This window comes from Anaerotruncus sp. G3(2012) (genome assembly GCF_000403395.2).
Taxonomy (GTDB): Bacteria; Bacillota; Clostridia; order Oscillospirales; family Ruminococcaceae; genus Anaerotruncus.
This window is the reverse complement of record NZ_KE159662.1, coordinates 15,661-28,058: the sequence shown is the minus strand read 5'-3', so window position 1 is coordinate 28,058 and position 12,398 is coordinate 15,661. Positions and strand designations below refer to the sequence as shown.

Annotated in this window: 18 protein-coding genes; 4 read left to right on the top strand and 14 right to left on the bottom strand. The window is 51.9% G+C overall.

Annotated elements, in window-relative coordinates:
- Positions 1-545 precede the first annotated feature (545 nt).
- From C814_RS11510 to C814_RS11485, 7 genes are all read right to left on the bottom strand, one after another.
- Positions 546-917 carry a hypothetical protein gene (locus C814_RS11510; RefSeq protein WP_016317763.1) on the bottom strand — a complete coding sequence of 124 codons (372 nt, stop codon included), beginning with the start codon at positions 915-917 and terminating at the stop codon, positions 546-548.
- A gap of 167 nt (positions 918-1,084) precedes the next feature.
- The gene (locus C814_RS22220; protein ID WP_016318008.1) at positions 1,085-3,502 is read right to left on the bottom strand and encodes a phage/plasmid primase, P4 family; all 2,418 of its coding nucleotides are present in this window, start codon (positions 3,500-3,502) and stop codon (positions 1,085-1,087) included.
- Complete coding sequence (locus tag C814_RS11500) at positions 3,495-3,776, bottom strand: AbrB/MazE/SpoVT family DNA-binding domain-containing protein (protein ID WP_016318007.1); 282 nt, start codon at positions 3,774-3,776, stop codon at positions 3,495-3,497. Before C814_RS11500 ends, C814_RS22220 begins: the two co-directional genes overlap by 8 nt.
- 16 nt (positions 3,777-3,792) lie before the next feature.
- Positions 3,793-4,827 carry a DUF3102 domain-containing protein gene (locus C814_RS22215; protein WP_016318006.1) on the bottom strand — a complete coding sequence of 345 codons (1,035 nt, stop codon included), beginning with the start codon at positions 4,825-4,827 and terminating at the stop codon, positions 3,793-3,795.
- Positions 4,814-5,599, bottom strand: coding sequence for a ParA family protein (locus C814_RS11495; protein WP_016318005.1), 786 nt, complete (start codon positions 5,597-5,599; stop codon positions 4,814-4,816). The genes C814_RS22215 and C814_RS11495 overlap by 14 nt, the downstream gene beginning before the upstream one ends.
- A 10-nt stretch (positions 5,600-5,609) precedes the next feature.
- Entirely contained in the window at positions 5,610-6,029 is a 420-nt protein-coding gene (locus C814_RS11490; protein WP_016318004.1) for a single-stranded DNA-binding protein, read from the bottom strand.
- Positions 6,014-6,430, bottom strand: a complete 417-nt coding sequence (locus C814_RS11485) for a hypothetical protein (protein ID WP_016318003.1) — start codon at positions 6,428-6,430, stop codon at positions 6,014-6,016. The genes C814_RS11490 and C814_RS11485 overlap by 16 nt, the downstream gene beginning before the upstream one ends.
- Before the next feature lie 124 nt (positions 6,431-6,554).
- On the opposite strand from C814_RS11485, the gene C814_RS23550 reads away from it, so the two are divergent.
- Positions 6,555-6,719 (top strand): hypothetical protein, encoded by a 165-nt coding sequence (locus C814_RS23550; protein WP_155846338.1) that lies wholly within the window; start codon positions 6,555-6,557, stop codon positions 6,717-6,719.
- Between the two features lie 215 nt (positions 6,720-6,934).
- Here the strand turns inward: C814_RS23550 and C814_RS11480 are convergent, their stop codons facing one another.
- From C814_RS11480 to C814_RS11465, 4 genes are all read right to left on the bottom strand, one after another.
- The gene (locus C814_RS11480) at positions 6,935-7,204 is read right to left on the bottom strand and encodes a hypothetical protein (protein ID WP_016315538.1); all 270 of its coding nucleotides are present in this window, start codon (positions 7,202-7,204) and stop codon (positions 6,935-6,937) included.
- Positions 7,201-7,425, bottom strand: coding sequence for a hypothetical protein (locus C814_RS11475; protein WP_016315537.1), 225 nt, complete (start codon positions 7,423-7,425; stop codon positions 7,201-7,203). The genes C814_RS11480 and C814_RS11475 overlap by 4 nt, the downstream gene beginning before the upstream one ends.
- Before the next feature lie 388 nt (positions 7,426-7,813).
- The gene (locus C814_RS11470; protein ID WP_016318002.1) at positions 7,814-8,092 is read right to left on the bottom strand and encodes a hypothetical protein; all 279 of its coding nucleotides are present in this window, start codon (positions 8,090-8,092) and stop codon (positions 7,814-7,816) included.
- A 60-nt stretch (positions 8,093-8,152) separates the two neighbouring features.
- On the bottom strand, positions 8,153-8,389 hold the full coding sequence (locus C814_RS11465; RefSeq protein WP_016318001.1) for a helix-turn-helix domain-containing protein: 237 nt from the start codon (positions 8,387-8,389) through the stop codon (positions 8,153-8,155).
- A 155-nt stretch (positions 8,390-8,544) separates the two neighbouring features.
- On the opposite strand from C814_RS11465, the gene C814_RS22210 reads away from it, so the two are divergent.
- From C814_RS22210 to C814_RS11455, 3 genes are all read left to right on the top strand, one after another.
- Positions 8,545-8,931, top strand: a complete 387-nt coding sequence (locus C814_RS22210) for a helix-turn-helix transcriptional regulator (RefSeq protein WP_016318000.1) — start codon at positions 8,545-8,547, stop codon at positions 8,929-8,931.
- A gap of 76 nt (positions 8,932-9,007) precedes the next feature.
- Positions 9,008-9,580 (top strand): Uma2 family endonuclease, encoded by a 573-nt coding sequence (locus C814_RS11460; RefSeq protein WP_016317999.1) that lies wholly within the window; start codon positions 9,008-9,010, stop codon positions 9,578-9,580.
- Between the two features lie 123 nt (positions 9,581-9,703).
- On the top strand, positions 9,704-11,314 hold the full coding sequence (locus C814_RS11455; RefSeq protein WP_016317998.1) for a recombinase family protein: 1,611 nt from the start codon (positions 9,704-9,706) through the stop codon (positions 11,312-11,314).
- Between the two features lie 121 nt (positions 11,315-11,435).
- Here C814_RS11455 and C814_RS11450 read toward each other — a convergent pair whose 3' ends face one another.
- From C814_RS11450 to C814_RS22905, 3 genes are all read right to left on the bottom strand, one after another.
- Positions 11,436-11,744 carry a hypothetical protein gene (locus C814_RS11450; RefSeq protein ID WP_016317997.1) on the bottom strand — a complete coding sequence of 103 codons (309 nt, stop codon included), beginning with the start codon at positions 11,742-11,744 and terminating at the stop codon, positions 11,436-11,438.
- Positions 11,745-11,776: 32 nt separating this feature from the next.
- Positions 11,777-12,001, bottom strand: coding sequence for a hypothetical protein (locus C814_RS23545; protein ID WP_147407971.1), 225 nt, complete (start codon positions 11,999-12,001; stop codon positions 11,777-11,779).
- 151 nt (positions 12,002-12,152) lie between these two features.
- On the bottom strand, positions 12,153-12,398 hold a 246-nt coding region (locus C814_RS22905), incomplete at its 5' end, for a transposase (RefSeq protein WP_196809916.1).

Sequence of the window (12,398 nt, the reverse complement as noted above, 5' to 3'; positions counted from 1 at the left end):
TACAGCTCCGCTTTCTCCGTCATAGCCCCCTCCCTCTGCTTCGTCATTTTGACAGGATTTTTCCGGCATCCTGCTCCGGCTGCCTGGAAATCCCGTCATTCTGCACAATCCCCTGCGCCCATACCCGCGCTCCGGCAACCTGCACAAGATTTCTGACGATCTGGGCAGGATTGGAAAATCAAAAGATCAAACCGGATTTTTCGGGTTTTACGGAGCTTTTTTTCGCGCTCAACGGACCCGCGCACAAGCCGCCCCGTCAGGAGTACCTTTGCCCGGCGGGCCGCGCAGACTGCGAAGCCCGGATCAAAAGCCCTGCCATGCAGGGCCGCCCAGCCGCCTCTGCGTGGACGCTGTGGAGCCGCTTCCGGCAGCGCATTGCCCCGCTTGATTTTGCGCCGGGGATTTGATTTGCGTACAAAAAAAGAGACGCACCCTTTCGGGTACATCTCTACAGGTTTATTATACGTCAAGAATGGTGCCCTTTTCAAGGTGAACTTTTATCACTTTTTATCACAAAAAGTCACTAACTCAAAAAAGTTTTTTGCTTACAGCTCGAGCATATCCAGCGCCTGGGCCTTCAGGTTCACTACATACCGTCTGGACCACCCCTTCTGCCTGCAAAAGTCCTCAACCGAATCCCCTGCCAGATAGAGCGCTTCGAGCACCTCTCTGTATTTCTCGTTGTTCATCCCGCCTATGGCCCGCATCAGATCCCCCCGAAGTTCCTGCACCTGACAGGTCAGCTCCTCGCACTCGGCGCGGATATGCAGCGCGGCCACCTTGACCTGGTTTTTCCCGCCCGGATCGCTCCCTTCGGCGATCGACTCCCAGCGCGCCGCCTCCTCGCATTTCCGTTCGAGCCTTGCCAGCGCGAGCAGATACCTCTGCGCCCGGCGCTGCTTCTCTTTTCTATTCATTCTTTTCTCCTTTTTCCCTTTTTTAAAAATAAATATAAAAGATCAATAATAGATATGGTGTATCCTTGGATGGTACATATGGTAGATATGGAGTCAATGCTAAGAAGTTCCCTAAGGAAACATAGGGGAAAGTTTACGCAACCGCCTGCAATCCGCCATATCCGCCATCAGCCGGTGGGGGATTGCGGGGCCATCGCGAGGTATTCGCGCCCAATCGCGGAAAACTCCACATCCAGAAACTCCGAAAAGCGCATGGTTTTTCGCCGAAAAAACCGATGGTTGTCCACCAGCTCGGTCGAAAACTTCTTCTGTCCCAGCGGATACCGCTCCCCATTCTCTTCCGCCCACGCCCGGTAGACCGCGTAGATACGGTGGCTCGGCAGCGCACTCCCCTGTGTGCGCACCAGACAGTCGTCTATAAACTCCTTGACCCGATCCATCTCGTTGCGGTAGTCCTCGTTGGCGCTATCCACCCGCAGGCACTGCGGCATCCCGTACCGGTACCAGTCGATTGCCCCCTGTACCGCCCAGCGGAAGATGCCCGGCCGCTCCGCGGCCAGCCGGTCCCCGAGGTCCCGGTCCTGCTTTTCCGGCGGGAACTGCGCTGTGAACGGGATCAGCCGCACCCGCCGCCAGATTCCCTGGTCGCTGCCGGTAATCACCGGCTTGGCGTTGGTGCTCATCACCACCTTGAATTCCGGTTTATAGTCGAACGACGCCTTATAGAGCAGCCGCGCGGTCACCACATCCTCACCCGTGATCCGTTTGACCATCCCCTCTGCCAGACGGCAGCCTCCGTCCGGCTCCGAGGTGGTCAGCAGCCGCACGCTCTTCATCCGCGCCAGCTCGGCTGTAGAGGTGTTCGGGCTGCTGCGGTCCTTGACGATGATCGCTTCGGGCGGGCTGTTTTTGGTGTAATCCCCAAGCAGCGAGGTGACCGCCTCGACAAACCTGCTCTTGCCGTTGCCGCCCGAACCCCACAGGAAAAAGATGCACTGTTCGCGGGTCGAGGCAGTCAGGCAGTAGCCCACCATCCGCTGGAGGTAGAGCGCGAGGTCCACGTCCCCACAGGTGATCTCGTCCAGGAACTGCATCCAGCGGGGGCATTCCGCCGCCGGGTCATACTCCACCGCCGCGATCATCGAGAGCATATACTCCCGCTTGTGCGGCAGCAGCTCGCCGGTTTTGAGGTTGAGCACCCCGTTCTGTACGTTCAGCAGCGCCTGGTACAGGTCCAGCTCGCCCGGCAGCACAGGGATTCCCTCCAGCGGCTGCGCCTCCCGGATCATCGCTTCCTTGTATTTGCTGCTGCGGGTCTTGCGGACATGCTTGAGCAGGCCCCCGTCGTCATAGAGCGAGCGTGCCTCCTCTTCCATCCGCTCAAGCAGCGTATTCGCCCGCCGCTTGACCTCCCCTGTTTCATCCACCGCCCACCGCTTGCCGGTCCAGTACATCCAACGGCCATTGACATGGTCGTATCTGAGGTCCCGCCAGAAGGCATCCCGGAACCGATAGGCGTTGCCGGTGTCGTCCAGCGTATACCGCCCCGGGTCCGGCTTGACCTGTGCCGGTTGAGAGGGCTGCGCGCCCCCAGAAAGCGGCCCCTGCTTTCTCGAAGAAGATTCCGGGGGCGGTTCCTGAAGCGGCTTCTCGCCGCCTCTGGGCCGGTCATACGGGACAAACGTCCGGGTCGTCCCCTTGACCGCCGCGGCAATCGTCTTCTGGCCGTAGGTCTGCGCGCCCCGTTTCTCGTCCCATTTTTTGCGGTACAGCCCCGAGGCGCGGAACACCGTATCCATCCGGGCGCCGTCCCGGTCAAACCAGAACGCCAGATGTCCGCAGAACAGCATATCTGCTTCGCTCTGGCTCTTGCCCGAAAGCTGCGGCAGGCTGCTCCAGTCCCCTGCGTAAAGCCGCCGTATATCATCCCCGGTCTCCTTATTCCGGAACGCGATCTCAAGGATCTCCTGATCCGAAAGGTCACGGACCACCTGACGGGAATCCGGCGTCCTTGCTGCGCCAGGCTTTGGCGTGTCCAGCCTGGTCTGCTCGACCGGCTCGGGCATCAGATATTTCCGGTGGATCTCGTCCAGCTCCTTGGTGCAGTCCCGGAGCGGGTACGGCCTGCCGGACGGGTCGAGGTACGCAGATCCGGTTACCGTAAAATACCGCCCGGTATCGTACATCTCGAGACCGAGCGAGCTGTCCCGCCTGCCCTCCCGGGCAGGCAGCCGACCCTTGCAGAGGATATGGATGCCCGTCCCGGAGGGGGAAACCTCGGTATAGCTGCGCATTGTCTCGACGATCTCCCGCGCGAATGCGCTTAGCTCCCCGCCGTCCACACAGTCGTCGATGTCGATGCCGCAGATTCCGTTTGCAAACTGGATGCCGATGCCGGTCGCGCCGTGTTCCTTCACCGCCCTGACCGCTTGTCCAAAGCTGGACCAGGTGGCCGGTTTGTTGCAGCTCGCCGGATGCAGGATGCCGCCTGCATCCGGACACGCGCACAGGGGGATCTTGCTGGGATACTTGTGGCAGACCCACTGGGAGAGCTGCTTCAGCTCCTCCGGTATGTACTCATACATGGCGGGCCGCGGCCGAAAGCTCCACGATCGCCTGCTCCAGATGCATCCGGGCCGCTCCGTCTAACGCAGGAAGAGCGGCTTTCGCCTCCTCCAATAATTCCTCAACCGGGTTGCGGCATTGCGGCCGGTATTTGCGCAGGACTACATTTCCCTGCTCATCCAGCCAGATTTCAATGGACGCGCCATTTTCCCAGCCATATGTATCCCTGATTCCCTTCGGGATTACCAATCGTCCCAGTTCATCCAGTTTGCGCACAATGCCTGTTGCTTTCATCTCTTTAACCTCCTGTTTATAGGTCCGGTGGCAGGTCTATCTCCTGATGCCCGATCAGCTGGTTGGTCATCAGCCGGATTTCCTGCCGGATTTCGTCTATCTCTTCCGCCGCCTCTTTGAGCGCGTTCAATGCCAGTTTTCCTTCTGTGCGGCTGAGGAGCGCGGTGAACTGTTCAAAGTCCGACCAGAGCGCTCCCACAAACCGTTCCTTTGCATCGTAGACTTCATTCGAGGCGTACGATGCGCGAGGCTGTACTGACTGCTGCCTGAGCTTCTGTTCCGCAGCTTCCGTCCGCTGGCGTTCGGCGGCGATCTGGCCGCGGTATTTTCGTTCGGCCTTCTCATCCGCCTGCTGCTGCAGCTCTGCAATCTGTTCTTCGCTGACCTCCGCCACCGCAACCTCGACCGGACGGTGCTGAAGCTCTATGACCTGCCCTTGCAGGTCATCCACACAGTGCTGTGCCCGGTCCGCGCGCTTCTTCTGTTCCGACGCTTCCCTCTTGGCGATTTCCAGCTGTTCATCTGCTTTTTCTTTCGCGACAAGTGCGTTCATGTAGTTGTCATACTCCCGTTTGGCGCGGGCTTTCTGCTCTGCGGCCTCCTTGCGGGCCTGGTCCCGCTCGCGGATCGCCTGATTCAGCTCGCGTTTAGACATCTCCTCCACCGTTTTGGGCACCCCGTTGACCAGGTGGCTTTCCGCCAAAAATGCTTCCCGATCCTCTTCCGGGACCTGCAACAATGCTAACATTTTGGTGTAGCTCAAATTCGTCACCGGTGACGAATTTGAATACTCTCGAGCAATTCTCATGAATCGGTTGGCCGTTTCCTGGCTAAATTCAACCGCGTCTTTTAGCCAGTCCGCCCACGCCCCATGCGGCAGGTGCTCCTTGGCTTCAATCAGCCGCTTACCGATCTCGATGATATTCTGGACCGTCTGCGCCTTATAGAAATTGATCTCCACCGCGATCTGCTCCACAGTGCGTGGCCTGTCCACTGTTTCTGTGTTGGATTCTTTCGGAGCCATCATCTCCCGGACGTTAAACTTCCCCACCTGCGCCCTCCTTTCTCTGCGCCAGATACTCCGCAACCAGCGAAACGTAGTCCTGCGCCGCTGTGCTGCGGGGCGCATGAACCAGCAGCGGTTTGCCCTCGTAGGTTGTCTCAGTGACCTTGACGGTGCTCCGGATGCGGGTTTTGAAGATGGGATAGCTTCCATCATCATGCAGCCAGTCATCCCCGCGCTGATTGGCCTTGTTGCGCTGGTACATGGTAAAAAAACAGCCCGCAAACCGCAGGCTGGGGTTGCTCTCCCGGATCTCATCCACCTGCTCGATCAGCTCCGCAAGACCATCAAACGCAAACTGGTCGATCTTGACCGGTACGAGCACATCGTCTGCGGCCATAAGCGCATTGATGACGCCGACGTTGATGTCAGGGGCATTGTCAATCACACAAAAGTCGTATACATCCCGCACCGGGTCGAGCGCCCGCCGGAGCCGGTAGTCCCTGCCCCGGCTCATGTTGATGAGCAGCGAGCTGTTCGCCGAAAGCAGGGACATGTTCGCGGGGATCAGGTCGATCCCCGCGATCCCGGTCGGTTGGATCACCTGCCGGACGTCCATCCCGGGTTGGGTCAGCAGCTCGGCAATGCCGGGGCGTTCGTAGCTGTGCAGCCCCCAGAATTTGGTCGTGTTGCCCTGCTTGTCGTTGTCGATCATCAGGATACGCTGATGGTGGACCACAGCCAGCACATGGGCAATGTTGATCGCACTGATCGTCTTGGCGACCCCGCCCTTCAGGTTGATAATGTCAATCACTCTCATATTGCCACCCCTAAAACGGAAGATCGTCGCCTGGATCCATCTCGGTGAAGTCTTCCTGCTCTGTCTGCTTGGGCGCTGGTGGTGCCTCCGGAAATCCTTTGTCTGTCTTACTGCCGTCCCCGCAGAACCGGACGCTCTGGGCAATCACCTCGTAGAGTTTTCGCTTGATCCCGTTCTTGTCTGTATAGGTGCGGGTTTCAATCCGGCCGTCCACCAGGCACGGCTTACCCTTGTGAAAATACTTGCTGACAAACTCCCCGAGTTCCCGCCAGGCGACGATGTCAAAAAAGTCCGCCTGGCGCTTGCCATCCTTGTCCGCATACTGGCGGTCTACTGCAATCGCGAAGGTCGCAACACTGACCCCGCTGGGCGTCTGTCGAAGCTCCGGATCCGCCGCCAGACGCCCCATCATGATTACTTTTTGGTACACCCGTCTACCTCCTCCGAAACCGTTTTGGGGCATACCGGTCTTGATGTATACGGCGGATGAGCAGGAGGTACACCGATGCATTTGCCGCCTACATACGATGGGCAGGTGGTTGTCTGGTCGGTAAACGCCATTCTGACCTGTCCATCCACCGGGCAGCTGCCATCCGATACAGGTAGCGCGAGCACCTGCAAAATCAGCTGCAAATCATCCAAAGCCAGGGCCTTTCTTTCGATCAGGCTGCCGAGCTTCACCAGATCTTCCGGCGATCCAGCGGGGACGAACCGACGCCAGACCAATCCTTTCGCTGCCTTTGCCGCCGCCTCGTTCAGCTCCACCTGAAGCTGACGGGACTTCTCAAGCAGGTCTTCCAATTCCTGATCCTTTTTTCTCATAAACTTCATCTTAATCCTCCTCATGAAATTTTATTACCTTATTCTTCCTTGAAATTTGCTATTCGGCTTGATTATTCTGGGATTATATGCTATAATTATATTGATTTTACAATTATTTTTTAAGAAAGGGGGGTTGGCTATCAATAAGAAAGTTTCAACACGTTCAGTTGAGGAAAAAGAACGCTTCTTAAAGGAAGGCTACGCAATAGTTTCACTGGCTCAATTTGTGCCTAACGGCAAATGGACTTTCCATCTTGAAAAAGGATCGGATTGGAGTCGGATGCTGGGTAGTAAATAGTCTTCGGATCTCTCCATGTAATGGCATGGAGAGATCATTCTTTTTAGCTCAATTACAAAGCAGGCGCGATAGATTTTTGCTCGCCGTTTCGAACACTATCCCGAAATTCTTTTAATGCGGAGTGTCGGTACATCAGCCTGCATCTGCACCTCAATAGTAAGCGGCTCGACATCCCCTTCTCTCGTTTCGATGATGATTTTCATAAGTTCCCTCCTTCAAAAAAATTGGATCAGCGCATTGGGGTAGTCGGGATCGTAGTCCAACACCATCTTAAACTTCTCATGCTTTAGCTCAATGTTGATGAACTCGGGCATGAATAAAAGTTTTTTTAGATATTCAGACTTATCCCAATGCTGGCGCCATTCTGATTCTTCCTGGATTTCTGAATATCCAAAATGGCGCAACGTATTTTCGATAGGACCTTTTGCGTCATACCGTCTCATGATTTCTTCGAATTCTTCTGCGGTTAATTTTCCTGCGGTCATTTTGGCTGTTCCTCCTCGGTTAAACGTTCCACGTATTTGTGATACATAACGGCCATATCCCGGATGATCCCGTCGCATACCCGCTCTTCGTCTTTGGTCATTCTGCCGGGCTTCGGTTCGACATCTACATCACGATAGATTTTTACGGTCCTAGCAATAGAGCCGTCCGGTGCGCGCAGACCGACTACGCCCGCCCAGACACGCCCTTTACGTTCCATCATACTTTTTCCTTTCCGCCGCCTGTCGGGCGGCTTTTTCTGATTGACTTTTCTAACATCTTGCAGTATTATGAGTTAAAATACATAAATTTACATGAAACGGAGAATTGTTCTATGTATGACACTGATAGGGTCGAACAATACGACCTACTTACTTCGGAGGAACGATCGCTCTTGTGCTCTTGGATAAAGGAAAATCTTTTTCCCATCAAAACATTTGCATGTCAGTCCACTTCCTACGGACTAAAACATATTTTTGAAAACAGTCCAAACGGATTTTACATTACCAACGGAATGTTCAAACAGGCCATGAAAGTTTGTGGTTTTTTGGTCAAGGATGAATCTGAAACCAACTGGACTTTCAATATTTCAAAAAAGTCTCCCGTCTTCCTTAGTCCACACAATCACTAAAATTAGCAACCTTGCATTGCAACTCCACGTCTAGACGTATGTATTTTTGTTCATGCATCTCCAGCACCTGATAGCCATGCTTCTGCAGCACCTTACACAGAGTGCTTTTCCCCGTTGGACCCCGTCTCCCATCAATGATGATAAACCGCGACTCTTTTTCTTGGCTGCTCATTGAGAAGAGTTCCTCCGCCACGTCAGGGCCGACTATCGACATTAGATAATTAAAAAATGTAATGTTAGCAGTTGTAAAATGTCCCATAGTTTTCCTTCCCGCCGCCCATCGGGCGGCTTTTTTGTGTGCCACTTTTCAGTGGCATCCCTATGCCGTTTCCAAGTTCAAATAGGTGTCGGGCGTTGCGCTTGCAGCATATACATCGTTTGGAGTTGCCCCAATGACTTTGCAGATCGCAAAGAGTTCATTTGCATCTAAACGCCGTCGCTTATTTACAATATCGCAGATCTGCTGGTCAGACATACTTACACGATCCGCGATCGCTGTCTGTTTTAACCCACTTCTTTCAATGCAAACTTTCAATCCATCTCTAACATCAATCACAATTTATCACCTCTTTTTACTGAATTTTTCGGTTTATTTAATTATATTACTGAAATTTTCAGTTGTCAATAAAAAATTACAAAATTTTTCGGTATCAAACTATTGCAGATTACTGATAAAAAGCATATAATAAAAAACAAAGGAGAGAAAAAGACATGACCAAGGAAGAAATTGCTAAAATCTTGAAAGAGTTACGTGTTAAGGCAAATCTTACCCAAACACAAGCTGCTAAAAAAATAAATCGAAAGCAACAAACATTAGCGTCATGGGAAACTGGTCAATCGCAACCAGATGCCAATACCCTTTTTGTTTTATGTGCCTTGTATGGTGTATCCGTCGATGAAGCATTTGGGTTCAACAAGACTTCAAAGACCTCTTTCTCGGTGGAGTCTTTGGCTCAAGAGGCTGAAGAGGTAGCACATGCTTATGAAAAAGCCACTTTTAAAGAAAAAAACATCGTCCGACAGATTCTTGATCTCCCCCTTCTAGAATCACCCGCGAAAGAAGTTCCTTCCTTGAGTGATCGAAAATTTGCAGTTTAATAACGTAGTTTGGCTGGATGATTTCCGATAAATAAAAAAGCTCGCTATAAGCGGGCGCACGAAAGGAGCAGATGTTATGAACGGAAATCTAGCATACAAAGAGGATTGGCGGGAAGAACTGATCGGCGGGAAAATCGTAATGATGGCCCCAGCCTCTGTCAATCACAATTTTGCTTCTGAAAATATCTATTATTTGTTTAGGCAATGTCTGAAAGGGAAGAGCTGTACCCCCTTTGGTGACGGAACTATCGTGTATTTAACAGAAAAAGATCATTTCGTACCTGACATGATGGTGGTCTGTGATCGTAATAAAATTAAACACGATGGCGTTCACGGTGCTCCCGATCTTGTAGTCGAAGTCCTCTCCTCCAGCACTATGAGAAATGACCGGACCTATAAAAAAGATGTTTATGAGCGTTCCGGAGTGCGAGAATACTGGATCGTTAATCCAGCTGACAAATCTGTGGAAGTTTACCGCTCCAACGGAACGAATTTTGTCCTTCATGACATATATTCACTTCATCCCGACTGGGCGCTGGCAAAGATGTCTGAAGAAGAACGAGCGGCGGTTGAAACGCATTTCAAATGCAGTTTGTTTGATGATTTCGATATTTCTCTGGACGACATTTTTAGCGGTCTTTTGCCGTAAAAATAAAAAGCCGCTCTCGGTGCGCCAACACCGAAAGCGGCTTCATAGGGGCAGTAAAATTTTCACCAGCTTACTGCCCCTTTATTTTAGCATACTCTTATGCAAAAAGAAAGGGGATTTTTTATGAAACATGCAGGAGCCACCGCCCGAAACGCGGTTATATACGCCCGTTATTCCAGCCATGGACAAACCGAACAAAGCATCGAAGGACAGCTGCGCGATTGCTATGCCTACGCCCAGCGTGAAGGATATGTCGTCATTCATGAATATGTCGATCGTGCGCTGACGGGGCGGTCTGACGATCGCCCCGATTTCCAACGCATGATTTCTGATGCCCCCAAAGGGCAATTTTCAGCTGTGATTGTCTGGAAATTGGATCGGTTTGCCCGCAACCGCTTCGACAGCGCAAACTACAAGCACCGTCTAAAGAAAAGCGGCGTTCGCGTAGTATCCGCAACCGAACACATCAGCGACGATCCGGAAGGAATCATGCTCGAGGGGATGCTGGAAAGCCTTGCCGAGTATTACAGCGCGAATCTGTCCAAGCATGTGAAACGCGGACAGAGGGAAAGTGCGATAAAAGGAACTTACATAGGCGGCATCCCCCCTTTCGGCTTCAAAATCCAGAACAAGCGGCTTGTGGCCGACGAAGAAAAGGCGCCCATCATAAAATGGATTTTTGAGCAATATGCATCCGGTATATCAAAAAAACAGATTATGGATGAACTCAATGCACGCGGGGTAAAGAACTACTATGGCCGGCCAATGTCCCTATCCAGCCTCCAACATGCTTTGCGCAACCGGAAATACATAGGAGAGTATGTGCATAACGGCATGGAAGTCACCGGAGGCTGTGAGGCCCTTATTGATGAACAAACTTTTCTCCAAGTACAGAAACAGCTGGACAGGCTGCGTCATGCCCCTGCTATAAAAAAGGCGCGGGAAGAATACCTGTTGCAGGGTAAAGTCTTCTGCGGTTATTGCGGTACGCGACTGGTCGGGGATTGCGGCACCAGCAAAACAGGGGTGCTTCATCACTATTACGCTTGCGGCCAGCGAAAAAGGCTGCATACCTGCAAGAAACACAACGAGAAAAAGGATTTCCTCGAATGGTATGTCGCAGAGCAGACCGCCGAATATGTGCTCACCCCTTCCCGCATTGACTACATTGCCGGCCGTCTTGTTGAACAGTACGAAAAAGAGTTTGGCGGCAATAAAATAAAAGATATGGAACGCCAGATCGACAAGCTGGAAAGAGAGATCGCCAACGCTGTCGACGCTTCGATAGAATCTGACTCTCCACACGTTCGCAAGCGTTTCTTTGATAAAATCGAGTTGCTGGAAAGCCAAAAGGCCGATATAGAGCTCGATCTTTCAAGGCTACGTCTGGTCAATGGTATACACTATTCGAAAGAACAAATCATGGCATGGCTGAAAACATTTTGTGATGGAGATCCATGCGACAGCTTTTTTAGAAAAAGAATTATCGACGTATTTATAAATTCAGTGTATGTCTACGATGACAAGATCGTAATTTACTACAATATTAAAGACAGTAAGCAGGTATCTTATATGGATATGTGCGACGATTTGGAGGACTTGGAAAATCAGGACGCGGAAAGCGGTCCAGAGGCTGCTGCTCGCAGTGAAAACAAGGCGGCTCGCGTTCGGATAATAGATAATGTGGCCCGCCACAATTTAAAAAACGAAAAGCCGTTCAATCCCGCTAATTAGCGCATTTGAACGGTTTTTTGTTGCCTTTATTCAGTTTCTAAAATCACTTGATTTTGCCCATTTTTTCACGTGATTCTTCACAGTAAATACACAGCAAATTTTAGCATACTAAATTCAAAGATTACACGCTTTTCACAGCCGCAATTCTTGCCTTGATGTCCCCAACTTGTGCATTCTGCATCTCCCGCATGGCCTGCCAGCAGATTTGCGGCGCACTTCCAGGTGTTTCCGTCTTACCCTCCTTGGCCATACGGTCCATCTCATATTTCACGAGTTTCCGGCTCTCCTCGTAATCCGAGCCAATCCGGCGCTCCGCGCGCGACCGGAATATCCGCGCAGCCTCTTCGTCACCCAACATGGCTGCGCGCTCCGCATACCTGGTCAACATTTCTGCGTCTTTGACATCATCCTTCTCCATCTTCAGTGCCATCTTTACACACTCATTGCTTCCTTCCGCCTTTCTCACGCATTTTTAATCATCCCGAATAGCTTGTCAACATCTGCTTCTGAAAATTTGACCGTCCCAGCCATCGGGATGTTCACAGTAATCAGTCCGGACTGTGCCTGTGCTTTCAGTTCCCTGTGCAGTGTATCTGCATCGATCATCCCTTCGGCATCAATCACGCCCATCGCCTGCATAAGCGGGTGTGATCTCGCCTGCTCATAGAGTTTCAGAGCGCGCTGCAAAATTATACCCGCAGCGGTACCAACCGCCTACTTCTGCCAGCCAGTCATTTTCGTGACGATCTCAGCATCTATATAGTTGGCAATCCCATTTTGTACCTGCTCAAGAGATACCACGGTTCATCATCTCCTTACTTAGGTTGTGTCCCTAAAGTCAAGAAATAGCAATCCAAACAAAAACAGCGACAAAATGAACAAGGGAAAGGAAAGATTTAGCAGTTTTCTCATAACGAGTAGCAAAGCGCCGAAACTGCTTCATGCGGTTGAAAAAGCGCTCTACTAAATTTCTGCGCTTGTACATTCCCTTGTCATATTCACGAGGATTACGAGCATTGGAGCGGGGAGGTATCACAGCGCTTCCTCCAGAATCTTCAATCAACTGCACAAAATCACTGCTGTC